An 18097-nucleotide genomic window follows, 5' to 3' on the forward strand; every position below is an offset into this window, starting at 1 on the left:
CTCAGCAAACTCGCCGCTATATTAATACAAATCGCTAAAATCAATGTGTTATATGCAAATGCCAATAACAAATGTAGTGTATTCAAACGCCTCATCTTATAAAAAAGCATCAAAGATAATATTTAAAGGATTTTCCCTATTCCTATATAAAACTATAAATCATTATCTAAAATTTCTAGCAGTCAAGAAGTGCTATTGGAAGTTATTTAACTGTAATAAATAGACTACTGTCAGTACAGGGTTACCAAACAAATAACTCTAGATTGGAAATGGTTGAGAAATGAGCCAAAGGATTCAAAAAGATTGTATATAGAGTTTGGTTATACTCGTCCAAGCTCTTATGTAGATATTCATTAAGTAAAAATGATGTAAACCTAAGTACAAGTAAAGGAAGAAGTATTCAATCATATTTCTAGAATATACGATCTTTAAGGCTTGTGTATGATCTTTGTAATAAAAGAAGCCGATCATTTAAATTATATGTGTTCCGAGCTAATGTATTTTTGGAGTTTTGAGCTATATAAATATTAAAGATATTTCTTAAAATTGTATTTTTTATACAAACCATGTGTTATAAAAAACATTAACGGCACAGATTTTGCTAGTTAAAGGGATTTGTTATTATGAAGTTGTCTTTAGGTTTAAGAGTGAGTAACTCTTTATCACTCACACCTCAGTTGCAACAAGCAATTAGATTGTTGCAACTTTCTAATCTAGAGCTCGAACAAGAGGTTCAACTTCAGCTAGAAAGTAATCCGTTATTAGAGAGAATAGAACTAGAGTCTTCAGATCAGCAAGTTGAAGTACATGAGCAATCTAATCAAGAGCTTTCAGATGCAATCAATAGTGATTTTATTCCAGATGAGCTTCCTGTTGATACGCAATGGGATGATATTTATACTCATCAGCCAACGACACTGGGTGCCGCGGACTTTGAGGAGAGAGAGGATAATAGGGTAACGCATACATCATTAAAACAGCATGTGGAAAATCAGGTTAATTTATTAAACTTTTCAAAAATTGATCGTTTGATTGCATTTTGTATTATTGATGCTTTAGATGATAAGGGTTTTTTAACTGAAACACTTGATGAAATTGCTGAAGCAGTTAATAAGTTATTGCTTCAAGCCGATCTTGAATACGAGTGTGTTGAAGAACATGAAGTATTAGTTGTCTTAAAATATATTCAACAATTGGATCCTATTGGTATAGGATCTCGTGGATTGATTGAACATTTAATGATTCAACTAGAAAATATGAGTTACTCAACAATATTGGAATTAAATGCTAGAAAGGTTCTAAATCATTATCAGTTCTTAGTTCATAATGACTTAAATAAATTATTGAAAGCAACGGCTTTAAAGGCTGATGAATTAAAGCAAACATTGGTTTTTATTAAAACGTTAAAGCCATATCCTGGTATTGATTTTGAAGAAAGTGAAACGGAATATCAAATCCCTGATGTTGTTATTTTAAGAGAAGATGGCGTATGGCGAGTTAAACTTAACCCAGACATTTTACCAAAGCTTAGAATAAATTCTTTTTATTCAGGTATGATTAAACGCGCAGATCAAAGTGATGACAATCAATATATAAAAAATCAAATGTTAGAAGCAAAAAATTTTATAAAGAGTATAGATGAACGTCATAAAACACTATTAAAAGTTGCAACATGCATTGCAAAGCATCAAAAAAGCTTTTTAGAGCAAGGTGCTGAAGCTATGAAGCCACTGGTTTTGAGAGATGTTGCTGATGAAGTTGAACTACATGAATCAACAGTTTCACGTGTTACTACAAATAAATATGTATTAACACCTAAAGGGCTCTTTGAGTTGAAGTACTTTTTTTCAAGCCATGTAGGTACATCTGAAGGGGGAGAGTGTTCTTCAACAGCGATAAGAGCAATGATTAAAAAAATTATTGCTGCTGAAAACCCATGTAAACCACTGTCTGATAATACAATTGCAAATTTGCTCAAAGAAGAGGGAATAGATGTTGCAAGACGTACAGTTGCTAAATATAGAGAGTCTTTGCGTATTTCTTCTTCTTCTGAGCGTAAAGTAATTATTTAATCAGATGCTATTTTGCTATAAATTCCTTTATATATTTTTTGTGTCAAATTATAGATGAGTTAATGAATTACTAGGCGTGTTTATAGTAAAATAGCCGACTTTTAGTCTTAGGTCGACCATGAGGTCTTTATTATGAATAGCGAGCAACTGACAGAAATTTTAAAGACAGCATTTCCTCAAGCTGAGGTTGTGGTGGCAGGCCAAGCTGGAAAGTTTGAATTACGTATAGTTGATGATATTTTTATAGAAAAACGTCCTGTTGCACGTCAGCAAATGGTATATGCACCATTAAATACGTATATTGCTGATGGTTCTGTGCATGCAGTAACAATCAGAGCAATGACAAAAGAAGAATGGCGTAAAGCAAGCGTATTTGGAGTGTAAGTATCAAATGGATAAATTTATTATTCAAGGTGGTAATGTTTTAAAAGGTGAAGTTCGTATATCTGGTGCTAAAAATGCAGCATTGCCATTACTTGCAGCAACGATTCTTGCTGAAACACCAATTACTATTACAAATGTACCAAATTTAAAAGATGTAAATACCTTAGTAAAATTGATTGAAGGTTTAGGGATTACAATTAGTTATGACCGTAACGATGTTGTAAAAGCAGATACATCAACTTTAACTAACCAATTTGCACCCTATGAGCTTGTAAAAACCATGCGTGCATCTATTTTAGTGTTAGGCCCATTACTTGCCCGTTATGGTGAGGCAAAAGTGTCTCTACCTGGCGGATGTGCAATCGGTTCTCGTCCTGTAGATCAACACTTAAAAGCATTAGAAGCACTTGGCGCACATATTGAAGTTGAAGCAGGCTATGTACATGCTAAAGTTGATGGTCGCTTAAAAGGTGGCGAAGTTATTTTTGATATGGTCACTGTTGGCGGTACAGAAAATATTCTCATGGCCGCTGTGCTTGCTGATGGTATTACAACAATTCGTAATGCAGCAAGAGAACCTGAAATTACTGACCTGGCAAACATGTTGGTAGAAATGGGTGCACAAATATCTGGAATAGATACAGATACTTTGGTAGTGACAGGTGTAGAAAAACTACATGGTTGTGAATATGCTGTTGTTGCTGACCGTATTGAAACAGGTTCTTACTTAGCGGCTGCTGCAATTACAGGGGGTTGTGTAAAAACAACGCATACTGATCCAGCACTGCTAGAGTCTGTACTCGAAAAATTTGAGGAAATGGGTGCAGAAGTAACACGTGGCGATGATTGGATTGAGCTAGACATGCAGGGTAAACGCCCAAAAGCTGTAAGTTTTCGGACTTTACCACATCCAGAATTTCCAACCGATATGCAAGCCCAAGTGATGGCAGTGAATACGATCGCACGTGGTTTTTCTACGATTTCAGAAACAATTTTTGAAAATCGTTTTATGCATGTCCCAGAGTTGTCACGCATGGGTGCGAATATTGAAGTTGAAGGAAATGATGCAACTGTGACGGGTGTGGATAAGTTATCTGCAGCACCTGTAATGGCAACAGATTTAAGAGCATCTTTTTCTTTAGTTTTAGCAGCTTTAGCTGCTGAAGGTGAAACATTAGTTGATCGTATTTACCATATTGACCGTGGTTACGAGAAAATTGAAGAAAAACTACAAGGCCTTGGTGCACAAATTAAGCGAGTAAGTGAGTAAATCATGAGTGACTTTCAAAACGATGATCCAAATTTTGAGGTAATGGGGAATTTTGATCATGGTTTGACTTTGGCATTAAGTAAAGGGCGTATTTTAAAAGAAACATTACCTTTACTTGAGCAGGCAGGCATTAATCTGTTAGAAGATCCAGATAAGTCACGTAAGCTGATTTTTCCAACAACACATAAATTGGTCAGAATATTAATTTTACGTGCCTCTGATGTACCAACGTATGTTGAAAATGGTGCGGCAGATTTAGGTGTTGCAGGTAAAGATGTGCTGATGGAGCATGGTGCTCAAAATGTGTATGAACCGCTTGATTTAAAAATTGCCAATTGTCGTTTAATGACTGCTGCAAAAGTAGGTATGCAAAGACCTCAAGGGCGTTTAAAGATCGCAACTAAATATGTGAATCTCACGCGCCAATATTATGCCAGCCTTGGTGAACAGGTCGATGTGATTAAACTGTATGGTTCAATGGAGCTTGCACCACTGGTTGGATTGGGCGATTATATTGTGGATGTGGTTGATACTGGTAATACATTACGAGCCAATGGTTTAGAGCCATTAGAAGAAATTTGTACGGTATCTTCTCGTTTGATTATTAATAAAGCGAGTTTTAAGCGCAAGCAAGCGTTACTTAATCCGATTATGACGCAGCTTGAGCAGGCAGTCGCCGCTCGCCAAGCTTAATATGTGTAAAATCAATGTTGATGAGATGTTTTTTTCATTAACATTTTAGTATTGTATGACCATCAATGCCCACAAGTAGACAAAAAAGGGTTAAACTTAAGCCTCAATATTGTCAAAACTTGTGGGTAAATTGATGCGACGTTTATCGACTCAAGACCAGAATTTCAAACAGGTCTTTGCTGATCTATTGGCTTTTGCTACAGTCAATGATCCTGAGCTTCTCTCAACGGTAGATCAAATCATTTCAGATGTGCGCCAATATGGCGATGCACATGTATTAAAATTAACACAACAATTTGATCGACATCCTGCGCATCAATTTTCTGAATTAGAGTTATCTCAAGCTGAGTTAAAAGCAGCATTTGAGGGTTTAAATACAGAAGTTCGTCAAGCGTTAGAGCTCGCGGCGAAGCGTATTCGTTCATTTCATGAAGCACAAAAGCAAACTGGATGGACCTATGTGGATGATTTAGGTAACACCCTAGGTCAAAAAGTCACACCGCTTGACCGTGTGGGCATTTATGTTCCCGGTGGTTTAGCATCTTATCCTTCTTCTGTACTGATGAATGCTTTACCTGCACATGTGGCAGGTGTAACTGAAATTATTATGGTGGTCCCTGCACCAAATGGCGAATTAAACCCATTGGTATTGGCTGCTGCATATTTGGCTGGTGTACATCGTGTGTTTACGATTGGTGGCGCACAAGCGGTGGCAGCACTTGCATATGGTACAGAAACTGTGCCATCTGTAGATAAAATTACAGGGCCGGGTAATCGCTTTGTTGCAGCTGCTAAAAGAGCTGTTTTTGGTCAATGCGGTATAGATATGATTGCAGGCCCATCAGAAATTTTGGTGTATGCTGAGGGTGATAATGACCCGAAATGGATTGCCATGGATTTATTATCTCAAGCAGAGCATGACACAGTTGCACAAGCGATTTTTATTACGCCTGACGAAGATTTTTTAAATGCAGTTGCTGAGGCGATTGAAGCGCACTTAACAGTATTACCAAAAGCTGAAATTGCAAAAACATCAATTCAAAATCGTGGTGCATTGGTATTGGTGAAAGACCGTACAGAAGCGATTGATTTGATCAATCAGGTTGCCCCTGAACATCTTCAATTATGTGTGGATGATGCACAGGCCATGAGTGAACAAATTCGCCATGCCGGTGCAATTTTCATGGGGCGTTATACCCCAGAAGCGATTGGTGATTATTGTGCAGGGCCAAACCATGTTTTACCAACATCAGGCACAGCACGTTTTTCTTCACCACTAGGTGTATATGATTTTCAAAAGCGCTCTAGCTTGATTATGTGTTCTCAAGAGGGTGTGAAACCTTTGGCACAGGCTGCAGATATTTTGGCTTTAGAAGAAAATTTAGAGGCACATGCCCGTTCAGCTCGTTATCGTTATCAGGTCTAGTTTATTGAATATAAAAGGGCCATGATGGCCCTTTTGAGGTGAAAGATGGCTGTTTCAACACAACAAATGCGTTTTTGGAGCCCTGAAGTACGTGAGTTAGAACCTTACATACCGGGTGAGCAACCAAAAGTAACGAACCTTTTAAAATTAAATACCAATGAAAATCCGTATCCACCATCGCCTAAAGTTGCTGAAGCAGTTGCAACTGTTTTAGAGCAACAGGCAGACGTATTGCGCCTGTATCCTGATCCAGATGCAACGGTGTTAAAACAGGCAATTGCAACACAACAAGGTGTTGATTTGAGCCAAGTGTTTGTTGGAAATGGCTCTGATGAAGTGCTTGCGCATATTTTTAAAGCATTTTTTATTCAAAATGAGCCAATTTTATCGCCAGACATTAGTTATAGTTTTTACCCTGTATATAGCCAATTCTTTACGGTAAAAACCAAAAAAATTGCACTCAATGCCAACTTTGAAGTCAATGTAAAAGATTATAATCAGCCCAATGGTGGCATTATTATCGCCAATCCAAATGCACCGACCAGCATTGCACTTGATCTTTCAGACATTGAATATTTACTGCAACATAATCCTGACCGTGTGGTGGTGATCGATGAAGCTTATGTAGATTTTGGTGCAACATCTGCTGTGAAGCTAGTGGCTCGTTATGACAATTTAGTAGTATGTCAAACGACCTCTAAATCACGCTCATTAGCGGGTTTACGTGTTGGGTTTGCTATTGCACAGCCTCATTTAATTGCGGCGTTAGAAGCGGTTAAAAATAGTTTCAACTCGTATCCGATTGATCGCTTTGCGATTGCTGCAGCAACAGCATCTTTTAAAGATCAGGCTTATTTTGAGGCACACTGTCAAAAGGTGATGGATTGTCGTGAATCTTTGATTCATCAGCTAGAAGGTTTAGGCTTTACTGTATTGCCATCGAAAGCAAACTTTATTTTTGTGACGCATACATCGAATGATGCAAAACAATTGGCTATAAAACTGCGTGAACAAGGGATTATTGTTCGGCATTTTAACCAAGACCGTATAAATCAATTTTTGCGAATTACTGTAGGCACAGATGCACAAAATATGCGTTTAGTGGGTGCTTTAAAAGACTTGGTCATATAAATAAAAAAAGAGTGCATTTGATGCCAAAGTACAGCATTTGTTTAAACATGATTGTGAAAAATGAAGCAAATATTATTGTAGATACGCTTAATAATATTCGCAGTTACATTAACATTGATTATGTTGTGATTTGTGATACTGGATCTACAGATGCCACAATAGCGGTGATTGAGCATTATTTAACACAGCATCAGTTAGCTGGTGAGGTGCATAGCCATACATGGGTTGATTTTGCTCATAACCGTAATCTTGCTTTGGCACAATGTGAGGGTAAGGCAGATTACATTTTAGTCTTTGATGCCGATGACCGTTTTCATGGGCAGTTTAAATTACCTGATATGCTCAGTGAAGACGTGTATAAATTTCAGTTTAAAAGTGATGCAAGAGAGTTCTTTTATACCCGTCAGTTATTGTTTAAAAATAATGACTGTTTGCACTGGGTGGGCGTATTGCATGAATCTCTAGTTGAAAAAGAAACAGTGACACGTTGTCTTTTATCGGGTGATTATTATGTGCAAACTGGACATTTTGGTGCACGAAGTCAAGATCCAAATAAATATTTAAAAGATGCATTGTTATTGCAGCAGGCCTATGAAACCGAGCAAGATGCAATGTTAAAAGCACGGTATGCATACTATTGCGCGACATCGTATTATAGTTATGGTGATACAGAACAGGCCAAAGTTTGGTTTAATCTGCGTATAAACATGGGTAGTACGCTAGAAAATAAAATGGAAACTTATTTGGCATGTCGGCACTTGGGTACGCTGTATCAACAAGATAAGCAATTTGAGCTTGCAACATTTATTTGGCTAAAAGGAGCCAGTATTTGTCCGAAATATTTAGAATACTTATATGAAGTGAGTCTGTTATATAAGTCTCTAGGCGATATTCAAATTGCTTATGATATGGCCATGCTTGCAAAGTACAGACAGTATCATGAAGGTGGTACCGCCTTGGAGCCGAATATTATAAATTACGGTTTAGATTACCAAATGTTAACGCTGGCATTGCCATTAGGCAGACAAAACGAAGCGTATGTAGCATGGAAAAGGTTACTTGAACAACCATTCTTTTCAGAACAACTTAATAGTGAACTTTTAGCGTATCAGTCGGATTTTACAGAATTAATGCTGCAGGAAGATCCATCTATACAACAGCAGATAGAGCAATCTATGCAACAGTTACATGCCACGACACCGTCAAGGCACTGAATAATAGCGATTTAGTAGGGTTTGCATTGCTGAAATTTTATCCAAGCATTCTTGGTATTCTGCTTCTTGCTCAGATGCAATCGTGATACCGCCACCTGCCCATAATGATAATTCGTGTTGATATTTTTGAATAGATCGAATGAGAATATTCCAACAACCTGTACCATCTAAGTTGAAGTAGCCTAAAGAGCCACAATATGCGCCTCTGGCGTGTTGTTCTAATTCGGCAATAATTTGCATGGCGCGAATTTTTGGCGCACCTGTAATTGAACCACCAGGCAGTGCATTGAATAGCATTTGTAGTGGATGAGTGTGTTTTTTTAGAGTGGCTTGTATTTCACTGACCATATGATGGACTTGCTGAAAGCTTTCTATTTCAAACAGTTGATTGGTTTTTACCGATCCTGTTTCTGCATATATGCTCAGATCATTACGCAAAAGATCAACAATCATGACATTTTCTGCTTGGTCTTTTTCTGAATGTTTGAGTGTACTTTTAGACTGCTCATCTTTTTTAGAATCATTTAAATAACGTGGCATTGTACCTTTGATTGGACGAGTTTTAATCACACGTTCAGCTTCAAACTCAATGAATAGTTCAGGTGAGCAACTTAAAAGCTCAAAGTCTTTGAGCTTTAAATAGCCTGCATATGGTGCATTGGTTAGAGACCAAAATTCTTTGGCAACACTGAGTAATTCACCTTGTGTATGGGCAGTGAAAGCTTGCGTGAGGTTAATCTGATAACAATCACCTGCACGAATGTAGTCAATGATCTGTTGAAAGGCTTGGTTATATTGTGACTTTTGCCATTGTGCTTGGCAAAGCGTATTGAGTTTAAATGGTTGAAGTGAAGTTTTAACAGCAAGAAGCGTACTGATTTTTTGAAAGATTTGTTCCGCATTGGGTTCATGGCTGTAAAAAAACCACTGCTGTTGTTCGTATTTTAAATACGATAAATAGAGTCCTAAATATAACTCAGGCTGTGGATGAGATGGGCTTTTGATCTGTTGTTGTGCAGCATAGTCATAGCCAACGAAACCCATCCAACCACCATGAAAGCCGTTGAGAGGGATTGATGTTGTGTTTGGTTGAGCTTGAGTATGTTCAAGCAAATGTTTTTGGTTGCTTGGTTCTTGGCTGTAGTTCCATTCATCTTGACGAATGTAAAAGTGCATTTGCCCATGTTGTACTTGCCAATACTGTTTGGGTAAAACACCAATGACAGGTTTACCATGGTCTTTTAAATAGATAAGACCATGGAGAGTAGAAAGTTGTGCCAAAAGGTCTGCTGTCGCATGGCATGAGGTAATCGCTTTTTTATACAAGGGCATCATAAAAAATAAAACTTATACAGTGAATGAAATGAACTTACTCATCTGCAGTTCGATGTAGTGTTTCTAAATGCAAAGGGTAGTGTTGTTGCTCGTGGTCTGAGAAATAGTGGGTGAGGGTTCTACGTACACTTTGAAAGGCTAGTTCATCCCATGGGATTTCATGTTTGTGAAATAAACGGCTTTCTAGCGTTTCTGTACCTGCACCAAATACACCATTTTTGAGCTGTGCTTTGAAAATGGCATAGATTTGCCCAATATGAGGAATGTCATATAAGCAATATAATTGATCAGTCTGAATGTGTGCTTCGGCTTCTTCTAATGTTTCGCGCTCAGCCCCTTGTTGCATGGTTTCGTTGAGCTCCATATAACCTGCAGGCAATGTCCAGTAACCATGACGTGGTTCAATGGCCCGCCGGCACAGTAAAATTTGCTCGTCCCAAATGACTAAAGCACCACAAATCACTTTGGGGTTTTCGTAGTGAATGGTGCCACAGGCCGAGCATACTTGGCGAAGTTTATCATCACCATGTGGAATTTGTGCAGTGGTGGGTTTTCCGCAATGTATACAACAGTTCATACGTCACTTCTATTGGCCTGTTATGTTTAAGCATAACTTAAAAAAAAACGTTTGGCATCACTTTGATCTAAAAACAATATACTGCTGTATTCATTATGAGTCACAGCAGTTCACGGATGATTTTTTTTAAAACTATCGCGAAGTTGTGACGACTCACGTATGATAGCGTCAATTTGGTATTTATTTTTTGATGAAGGGCATGCATGAAACTGTTAGCACTTGAAACAGCCAATGAGCAATGTTCTGTGGCGATCACACATGACACAAACTTAGTGTTTAACATGGTGAATCATCAGGCCAAAATGCAAACTCAAACCTTATTGCCAATGATTGAGCAAGGACTGCAGCATTGCAAAATACAATCTCATGATTTAGATGTGATTGCCTTTAGTCGTGGCCCCGGTTCATTTAGTGGTGTACGTATTAATGCAGCAGTCACACAAGCACTGGCATGGGCACATGATTTACCGGTTGTACCTGTGTCGACCTTACAAGCATTGGCGCAAGCAGCCTATCGTTTACATGGCTTAACCGAAGTAACTACAGTGCTAGATGCAAAAATGAAAGAAGTATATTTAGCGCATTTTGTGTTAGATCACGATAAAATTATGCAACCATTTGGAGAAGAGCAGTTACTTAACTATGTAGATGCTCAAACACAGATGAAATTTACTTTGGTCGGGTCAGGCGGACCACTGTTAAAACCATTTTCAACATTTGGTGGTATTGCTGCAACAGCGGAAGATATTGCTTACTTAGGGCATTATTATGCTGCCAAAAAAGTTTGGGTCGATGCTGAACATGCATTGCCTGTATATTTAAGAGATAACGCTTGGAAAAAAATTGCTGAACAAGGCAAAGCATAACAATTAGGACACCGTATGGATATTATTTTACTTCTAAAAGCTGCCGTTATGGGGTTGGTTGAAGGTATTACAGAGTTTTTACCGATTTCAAGTACAGGCCATTTAATTTTAACAGGGCAGTTACTTGACTTTTGGACGCCAGAAAAACGAGATATGTTTTCAGTAGCAGTACAAATTGGTGCAATTGCTGCAGTCATTTATGAGTACTGGGGTAAGCTGTGGGGATCACTGATTGGTGCAATTACAGGAAATGCGCAAGGTAGACGCTTGAGTATTAACCTGATTGTTGCCACTGTTCCTATTATGCTGATTGGACTCACATTTGGTGAAACTCTAAAAGCTTACTTATTTAATGTCGTGACTGTTGCAATTGCTTTAATTGTCGGTGGGTTTATTATTATTTGGGCTGAGCGCCGTCAGCATCAAGTGGTGAGTCATGAAGTAGATGACTTTAGTTTGAAGCAAGCCATGTTGATTGGTTTAATCCAATGTTTTGCACTTATTCCCGGAACCTCTCGTTCAGGTTCAACCATTATTGGTTCTTTATTTTTAGGTATTTCTAGAAAAGCTGCTGCAGAATTTTCTTTCTTTTTAGGCATTCCTGTATTAATGGGAGCGGGCCTATTAGATATGTATAAAATGCGCCATGACTTACATACCAATGATTTAGAAGTATTGGCTGTGGGTATTATCGTTGCTTTTATTTCAGCTTTAATTGTTATTCGTGCATTGATTCGCTATGTGTCTAAACACAACTTTATGGTTTTTGCATACTACCGTATTGTTTTTGGCTTATTTATTTTACTCACATGGTGGACAGGTTGGGTGCATTGGTAATGCGTTTGACCTGCTGGTATACGCAACAATGTGTAGATCAATTAAATGATTTAAGAGTACGGTTATTTACGCGTGGCGTAGAAATCGATCCTCAAGAGGTTGCACTCATCAATGCAAAATTTCTACGTTTAAATCCAGAGCTTGCTTTGGTATTAGATATCGATGGCTTAAGTTTGAGTGCCAATGGCATGAAAATGCAGCCTGATTGGAATGCTGAAATTGGACGTTTAAAACGAGCAACATTAAAAACTGAAATGTTAGCCAGAGCAACACAAGCCAATGATCAGCCTCGACTCATTGATGCGACAGCAGGTTTAGGGCATGACAGTTTGCTGATGGCTAAGTTTGGCGCCAAAGTCACGTTGATAGAGCGCCATCCAATTTTATTTACCTTGCTTGAAGCAAGTTATGAAAGGGCACAAATAGATCCTTTTCTTGCTTCAGTTGTTGCAAATATTACATTGGTATTTGCAGATGCAGAAGACTATTTAGAACAGCAATATGCCAAGCAACAAAAAATTGATGTGGTGTATCTAGATCCGATGTTTCCACAGCGTGACCAAAATCAGCAAAGACCTAAAAAACAAGCACAAGTTAAAAAACAAATGCAAATATTGCATTTACTCTTGCCTGAAGACGGTGAAATGGACTTGGGTGATGCATTATTGTTACAAGCACAAAAGATTGCTAAAAGAGTCATTGTAAAACGTCCTCGTCATGCGGTATTTTTAAATAATGATACCCCTCAGCATCAATGGTTGGGGGATGCATGCCGTTTTGATGGCTATTTTTGCATGAATTCGACAGAGTAAGAATAAATTTGGTGTGACGTAATCTTTGCAACAGCACCTAGAAATATGTTGCTTCAGTTTAGAGCGATCATACACTACCTAAATAAACCATGTGGTTGCGGACTCGCAAAAAATGATTGATCTAAAGCCTTCCATTAACTTCTGGCATGACTTAAAAAGTAACCAAACAGCAGGGCTCTGGTTGTTTTTGGGGTCACGTAAGTCATTGCAAGTGGTACATCCTTCTATTTTCCAATTTCTATTTTGGGGTGTTGTTGCAGGTGGTGTAAACACACTGTATAGCTGGATGGTGGCAGGTCAGATTGGCTCACTCAATCCACAAGGCTTGATTAGCTACGCACTGTGGCCTTTTATTGCATTAATTGTTGGTATTTTTTTATCGCAACGTATGAATAATCAGCGACTCATGCTTGTGCCTGCACTGTTGTGGTTGGTTCTAGATAGTAATATTTTATTAATACAATGTCTTTTACAGTATTTGGGTGACAACAATATACTTAATTTTTTACCAGACAGCATATATAACTTTTTGCCTAACTTTTTTATGATTTTATTTGTTTGGCAAAGTATAGCGGTAATTTGGGTCTTTTCTCGTGAGTTAAAATGGCCATGGTGGGAAAGATGTCTCATTATGTTTGCTACAGTGTGTACTTTGGTTGTGTGGCAAATGTCTGTGAAAGAGCAACCGATTTGGAAGGTTGAAGATGTTGCTCCGAGCATTTCAGAAGATGTGTTATATGCACAAGGAAACTTACTGAAAAAATCACTCGATCAAATACAGTTGGGTGACTTTGCACAAACTCATTGGTACTTTTTGGGGGTTGCAGGTGACAGTTATGACTCAGTATTTAGCTCAGAAGTTCAACGGATAAAAGCACAGTTTGACACACGCTTTGGTACGCTTGGACGTTCGGTTCAATTGGTAAATGACCCAGATACGGGTACGACACTGCCGATTGCATCGCAAACCAGTATACAGCTTGCACTCAACCGTATTGGTCAGCAAATGAATCGAGATACCGATGTATTGTTTTTATATATGACATCACATGGTTTAGCTAATCAGTTTGAGCTTGAAAATGCTCCGATTGATTTAAAACAAGTAGACCCACGTTGGCTACGTGGCGCTCTAGATCAAGCAGGTATTAAATGGCGGGTGATAGTGATTTCGTCATGCTATTCGGGCAGTTTTATCCCTGCATTACAGTCAGATAATACTTTAGTTATTACTGCATCTGCAGCAGATCGTTCATCTTTTGGCTGTAATAGTCAAGCGGACTATACTTATTTTGGCCGCGCTTTCTTTGATCAAGCAATGCGTGAAAAAACAACACTACACGATGCATTTTTAGATGCGCAAGCCACTGTATCTAAATGGGAAAATGCACAAGATTTTGAACCTTCTGAACCGCAATGGTCTTTAGGTAAAAATATGGAGCTGATGCTTCCACAATTAGAAAAACATTTATTTCCAAGTAATAATCCTGCCATACCAATCAATCATATTGAACCTGTACAGATGAGTCAGCCTTAGGAGATTACTGTGAAGCAAATACAATCAAATATGTGTTTTGATGGCGAACAACGTATGTATCAATGGTCATCAAATACATTAAATAATGAAGCAAAATTTTCAGTATATTTACCACCAAAAGCCTTACACGGTCAGGTATGTATGGCATTGTTTTTTTTGGCTGGGCTGACTTGTAATGAGGAAACCTTTGCCATTAAAGCGCATGCACAAAAAATTGCATCGACTTTAGGCATTATTTTAATTATGCCTGATACGTCACCAAGAGGTGATGGTGTAGCAGATGATGAAGACTGGGATTTAGGTCAAGGTGCAGGTTTTTATATTAATGCAACACAAACGCCGTGGTCTGAGCATTTTCAGATGGAGCGTTATATTGTTGATGAGCTTTATGAGCATGTGGTGAAAAATTTCCCAATTAACCGTCAAAAAATTGGCATTATGGGGCATAGCATGGGAGGGCATGGTGCTCTGACTCTCGCATGGAAATATCCAGAAAAATTTAAAACAGTATCTGCATTCGCTCCAATTTGTGCACCAACACAGTGTGATTGGGGGCAAAAAGCATTTCAGGCATATCTAGGTGATGAAAGTACAGGTGATTGGTCCGCGCATGATACTGTGGCATTGATTCAGCAAAAAGGCGCACTTTTTGATGAAGTATTAATTGATCAAGGAGAAAATGATCAATTTTATTCGCAATTAAACCCTCATTTACTCAAGCAGGTTTGCCAAAAAGTGGGTCAAAGACTCATGTTGCGAGAGCATGCAGGCTATGACCATAGCTATTACTTTATACAAAGTTTTATCGCAGACCATTTGCGCTTTCATTCAAAATCTTAGTTTTTCCAAGACGGAAAAAATAATGCAAGCATAAACAGATGCATGCTTGCATTAAATAAAGAGTTAGTCTTTAGCGTAGAATATCAAAGTGGACTCTATGCTTGATTCGGTTGCACGATTGTCATTGATAATTGGTGTGCGCTTTCCGACCCAAATAATATTACGGTTGGGTTTGACAGGAATAGTGACGATGCCTTGATCATTGGTATGATATGTTGCACCTTCACCCCCAAAGTCTACAGGCAAGTTGGCTGCCGGGTTACCGTCAGATAAAATCTTAATGTCTAGTGACTGTCCTTGTTGAGGCTGTTTTGTGGTCATTGGAATAAATTCCAGCGCCTGACTCTGTGGCTTAATCACCTGATTATTCCATCTTAAAATGCTTTTATGATATTTTGTTGCCCACACTGCTTTAGGTGAGCCTTCGACTTCAAAGCGAGGGCGTTTAACATATTTTCCATCGGGTTGTTCAGACCAAATACCGTAATCAAAAGCGACAGTACTTAGCGTAATTGGTTGTGTGAAGTTAAAATGTATAAGATGATTCGCTGTATTTTCTTGGTATTCGACAATTTTCCCTTGTGCATTACTACCTTGTACTGATTTGATATTTTCTAATGTATACGGTACATCTATGCCATCATCGTTGACAAATTTTAAATAAAAGTCATTGGCATTGGTTGGGTTCGATTCAAGCCATATATTATGTGCTTGGGTGAACATGCTGAATGTGGATAAAAGTAATACGCTGAAAGTTTTGAGTTTCATTAAAATACCTTTTAGATAAATTGGATTAGAACAACAGTTGTAGCGTGAGTGATTTGAACGTTTTTATGCGTGATTCATCGGTATCTAGTACGCTAAAAATCTATACTGGTACAAGCAGTGTTTTGAATATGATTAAAATTTAAAATCTAAGCTCAATTGTGCAGTGATTGGTGCACCGGGATACACAATTGTATCGATCCATGGACGGTCGTAATATGTTTTGTTAAATAAATTTTTGACACTAAATTTTGCTGTTAATGCTGAGTTGACGTTGTAGCTGGTGAGTAGGTCGACTGTGGTATAGCTTGGTAATTTGTAGCGCGTCGTATTGGTGCTGCTATATAAACTGCTTACATATTGAAAATTTGTTCCTATCGATAAATTCTCAAACATACCACTGAATTGATACATACTCAGTAACCCTGCTCTAAATTTAGCCGAGTTTGGTAATTCACGACCTACAGCAATGGTATTATCTTTAGTGACTTTAGCATCGGTATAAGAGGCGTAACTGCTGACACGTAAGTTGGGATTAATTTGCCCATTGATATTCAGTTCAAATCCTTGGCTACGAACTTCGCCTGCAGTCACTTTATATTGTGTGGCATTAGGGAGTGTTTGGTTCAGTGGATCTGCTGTGAGTACATTTTCTTTATTAATATGAAATGCAGCTGCAGTCACTTGTAGCGTATTGTCAAGTAAGTCAAATTTTAAACCTGTTTCCCATGACTGACCACGTTCAGGCTTAAAGTTTTGGTTCTGTCTATCTGTTCCTGCATTGGGGGTAAATGATTCCGAGTAATTAATATAAGCAGTTGCAGAAGGAGTAATGTTGTAGCTGAGCCCAAGACGTGGTGTGAGGTTATCTGCTTTGGTTTTGCTATAAGTTGTGCCCGTTGTTGTAAGTGTTTTGCTTTGGGCACGGTAGTTTTCATAGCGTAGTCCTAAGAAGGCTTTTAGATGCTCATTAAAAGTGATTTCATCTTGGAGTGAAATTGCACTGTTTTTAATGTGGCTATTGGGGAAGCGACTAAACCTCAAACTATAACCCGTGAGTGGTACGTTGTATGTTGGATTATTCAAGTTAAGTATGGGGCCTGCTGTACTTTCTTGGTATGAGCTCATGTCATCTTCACGGTATTCTAAACCTGTAGTGATGTCGTGCTGAATAGATGCCGTATCAAATTGACCGTATAGATATGTCTGTACAGTTTTATTATTCCAATTATTATTACGGTTAATGAGGGTTCTAGCCACAGTATTGGTATTGAAGTTGATCGCACCCGGATCAAGTGACAATCCTTTTGAACTTCCTTTGAGGTATTGCAAACCTGTTTCAATATGCCACTTAGGGTTTATTTGATATTTTAATCGGAGTTGGTTTACTAAATTATCCGTTGTAGATAAACCAGTGACTGGATCACTTAAATAGAGTGATGTTGAATTGGTATTTGTAGGTACACCACGATCAAGACGGTTTTTGAAGTGGGTGTAGGCAACATCAAATAGTATTTCGGTCGACTCATTGGGCTGATAAATAAAACTTGGTGCAATAAATTGCTTATCATTTTTGCTGTAGTCTCGAAAAGTTTCACTTTTTTCGATGGCCGCTGTGGTGCGATACATTAATGTGTCGGAAATTGGGCCTGTTGCATCAAACGTTGCGCGTTTAGTGCCTTGGTTATCGGCATTGATGCCTGCTTGATAGGCAGCTGTATTTTGTGCACGTTTGGTAATAATATTAAATACACCACCGGGATCACCTCGTCCAAAGCTCTGAGCTGCAGGACCTTTTAAAACTTCAATACTTTCGATGCTAACGCTATCTGGAGATGGGTTACCAAAACCGCTATTACCAGCAAAGCCATTTTGATAATACTCAGAAGTATTAAAACCACGCACATTATATGATGTAATACTATTTAAAAAATTATTGCCTTTACCAATACCACCAAGACTTAAAGCTGATTCGATGGAACCACCTGCATTCATGTCTTTAATCATATTGTTGGTAATGATATGAATTGACTGTGGTGTTTCTTTGATGGTATTAGCACCTCGTGTGGAATGACTGGTCGCTTGAGAGGTAGAGTAACCATTTGTGTGACTTTGGCTATGCAGTGTTGGCAGAGATACGGCATGTGAGTCATTTGTTGTGTCAGAGTTTTCTGTTTGTGCAAACACTGACGTAGATAGCAGTGCCACAGATATTGATACACAAAGTGGTTTAAGTGTGAATCTGAATGAAGGGTAGGAGAAGTTTTGTTTGCTCATGATTGTGAAGCCCCAATATAAAATATATAGGCAGTTAAATTGGACTACCTAATATATAAGACGA

At 38.3% G+C, this 18097-nt stretch carries 16 protein-coding genes and 1 pseudogene; 12 read left to right on the forward strand and 5 right to left on the reverse strand.

The window, feature by feature from the left end; genetic code table 11:
- A pseudogene (locus BLS38_RS13220) lies at positions 1-95 on the reverse strand (DUF1345 domain-containing protein); the annotation flags it as partial.
- A gap of 528 nt (positions 96-623) precedes the next feature.
- Here BLS38_RS13220 and BLS38_RS10400 point away from each other — a divergent pair.
- The 7 genes from BLS38_RS10400 (at position 624) to BLS38_RS10430 (ending at position 8190) form a co-directional block, all read left to right on the forward strand.
- Positions 624-2072, forward strand: coding sequence for an RNA polymerase factor sigma-54 (locus BLS38_RS10400; RefSeq protein WP_092749330.1), 1449 nt, complete (start codon positions 624-626; stop codon positions 2070-2072).
- A 132-nt stretch (positions 2073-2204) separates the two neighbouring features.
- The gene (gene ibaG / locus BLS38_RS10405) at positions 2205-2456 is read left to right on the forward strand and encodes a BolA family iron metabolism protein IbaG (RefSeq protein ID WP_092749332.1); all 252 of its coding nucleotides are present in this window, start codon (positions 2205-2207) and stop codon (positions 2454-2456) included.
- A 7-nt stretch (positions 2457-2463) separates the two neighbouring features.
- Positions 2464-3726: a UDP-N-acetylglucosamine 1-carboxyvinyltransferase gene (gene murA / locus BLS38_RS10410; protein ID WP_092749334.1), complete on the forward strand. Its 1263-nt coding sequence runs from the start codon at positions 2464-2466 to the stop codon at positions 3724-3726.
- A gap of 3 nt (positions 3727-3729) precedes the next feature.
- Positions 3730-4419 (forward strand): ATP phosphoribosyltransferase, encoded by a 690-nt coding sequence (hisG, locus tag BLS38_RS10415; RefSeq protein ID WP_092749336.1) that lies wholly within the window; start codon positions 3730-3732, stop codon positions 4417-4419.
- Between the two features lie 121 nt (positions 4420-4540).
- A complete protein-coding gene (gene hisD, locus BLS38_RS10420; protein WP_171258576.1) occupies positions 4541-5845 on the forward strand; it encodes a histidinol dehydrogenase in 1305 nt (434 codons plus the stop codon).
- A 45-nt stretch (positions 5846-5890) separates the two neighbouring features.
- On the forward strand, positions 5891-6976 hold the full coding sequence (gene hisC, locus BLS38_RS10425) for a histidinol-phosphate transaminase (RefSeq protein ID WP_092749340.1): 1086 nt from the start codon (positions 5891-5893) through the stop codon (positions 6974-6976).
- A 20-nt stretch (positions 6977-6996) separates the two neighbouring features.
- Positions 6997-8190, forward strand: coding sequence for a glycosyltransferase (locus BLS38_RS10430; RefSeq protein WP_092749342.1), 1194 nt, complete (start codon positions 6997-6999; stop codon positions 8188-8190).
- Here the strand turns inward: BLS38_RS10430 and BLS38_RS10435 are convergent.
- Both BLS38_RS10435 and BLS38_RS10440 read right to left on the reverse strand, forming a co-directional pair.
- A complete protein-coding gene (locus BLS38_RS10435) occupies positions 8179-9525 on the reverse strand; it encodes an anthranilate synthase component I family protein (protein WP_092749344.1) in 1347 nt (448 codons plus the stop codon). The genes BLS38_RS10430 and BLS38_RS10435 overlap by 12 nt on opposite strands.
- A gap of 34 nt (positions 9526-9559) precedes the next feature.
- Entirely contained in the window at positions 9560-10102 is a 543-nt protein-coding gene (locus BLS38_RS10440; RefSeq protein WP_092749346.1) for an NUDIX hydrolase, read from the reverse strand.
- 203 nt (positions 10103-10305) lie between these two features.
- On the opposite strand from BLS38_RS10440, the gene tsaB reads away from it, so the two are divergent.
- The 5 genes from tsaB (at position 10306) to fghA (ending at position 14991) form a co-directional block, all read left to right on the forward strand.
- On the forward strand, positions 10306-10968 hold the full coding sequence (gene tsaB, locus BLS38_RS10445) for a tRNA (adenosine(37)-N6)-threonylcarbamoyltransferase complex dimerization subunit type 1 TsaB (protein ID WP_092749348.1): 663 nt from the start codon (positions 10306-10308) through the stop codon (positions 10966-10968).
- A 15-nt stretch (positions 10969-10983) separates the two neighbouring features.
- Entirely contained in the window at positions 10984-11805 is an 822-nt protein-coding gene (locus BLS38_RS10450) for an undecaprenyl-diphosphate phosphatase (RefSeq protein ID WP_092749350.1), read from the forward strand.
- Complete coding sequence (locus BLS38_RS10455; RefSeq protein ID WP_092749504.1) at positions 11805-12617, forward strand: class I SAM-dependent methyltransferase; 813 nt, start codon at positions 11805-11807, stop codon at positions 12615-12617. Before BLS38_RS10450 ends, BLS38_RS10455 begins: the two co-directional genes overlap by 1 nt.
- A 112-nt stretch (positions 12618-12729) precedes the next feature.
- Positions 12730-14151, forward strand: a complete 1422-nt coding sequence (locus tag BLS38_RS10460; protein WP_092749352.1) for a C13 family peptidase — start codon at positions 12730-12732, stop codon at positions 14149-14151.
- 9 nt (positions 14152-14160) lie between these two features.
- Positions 14161-14991, forward strand: coding sequence for an S-formylglutathione hydrolase (gene fghA, locus BLS38_RS10465; RefSeq protein WP_092749354.1), 831 nt, complete (start codon positions 14161-14163; stop codon positions 14989-14991).
- Positions 14992-15054: 63 nt separating this feature from the next.
- On the opposite strand, the gene BLS38_RS10470 is transcribed toward fghA, so the two are convergent.
- Together BLS38_RS10470 and BLS38_RS10475 are read right to left on the reverse strand one after the other, a co-directional pair.
- Positions 15055-15759, reverse strand: coding sequence for a DUF4198 domain-containing protein (locus BLS38_RS10470; RefSeq protein ID WP_092749356.1), 705 nt, complete (start codon positions 15757-15759; stop codon positions 15055-15057).
- Between the two features lie 132 nt (positions 15760-15891).
- Entirely contained in the window at positions 15892-18033 is a 2142-nt protein-coding gene (locus tag BLS38_RS10475) for a TonB-dependent siderophore receptor (protein ID WP_092749358.1), read from the reverse strand.
- Between the last annotated feature and the right edge of the window lie 64 nt (positions 18034-18097).

Source organism: Acinetobacter boissieri, from assembly GCF_900096955.1.
GTDB classification, from domain to species: domain Bacteria; phylum Pseudomonadota; class Gammaproteobacteria; order Pseudomonadales; family Moraxellaceae; genus Acinetobacter; species Acinetobacter boissieri.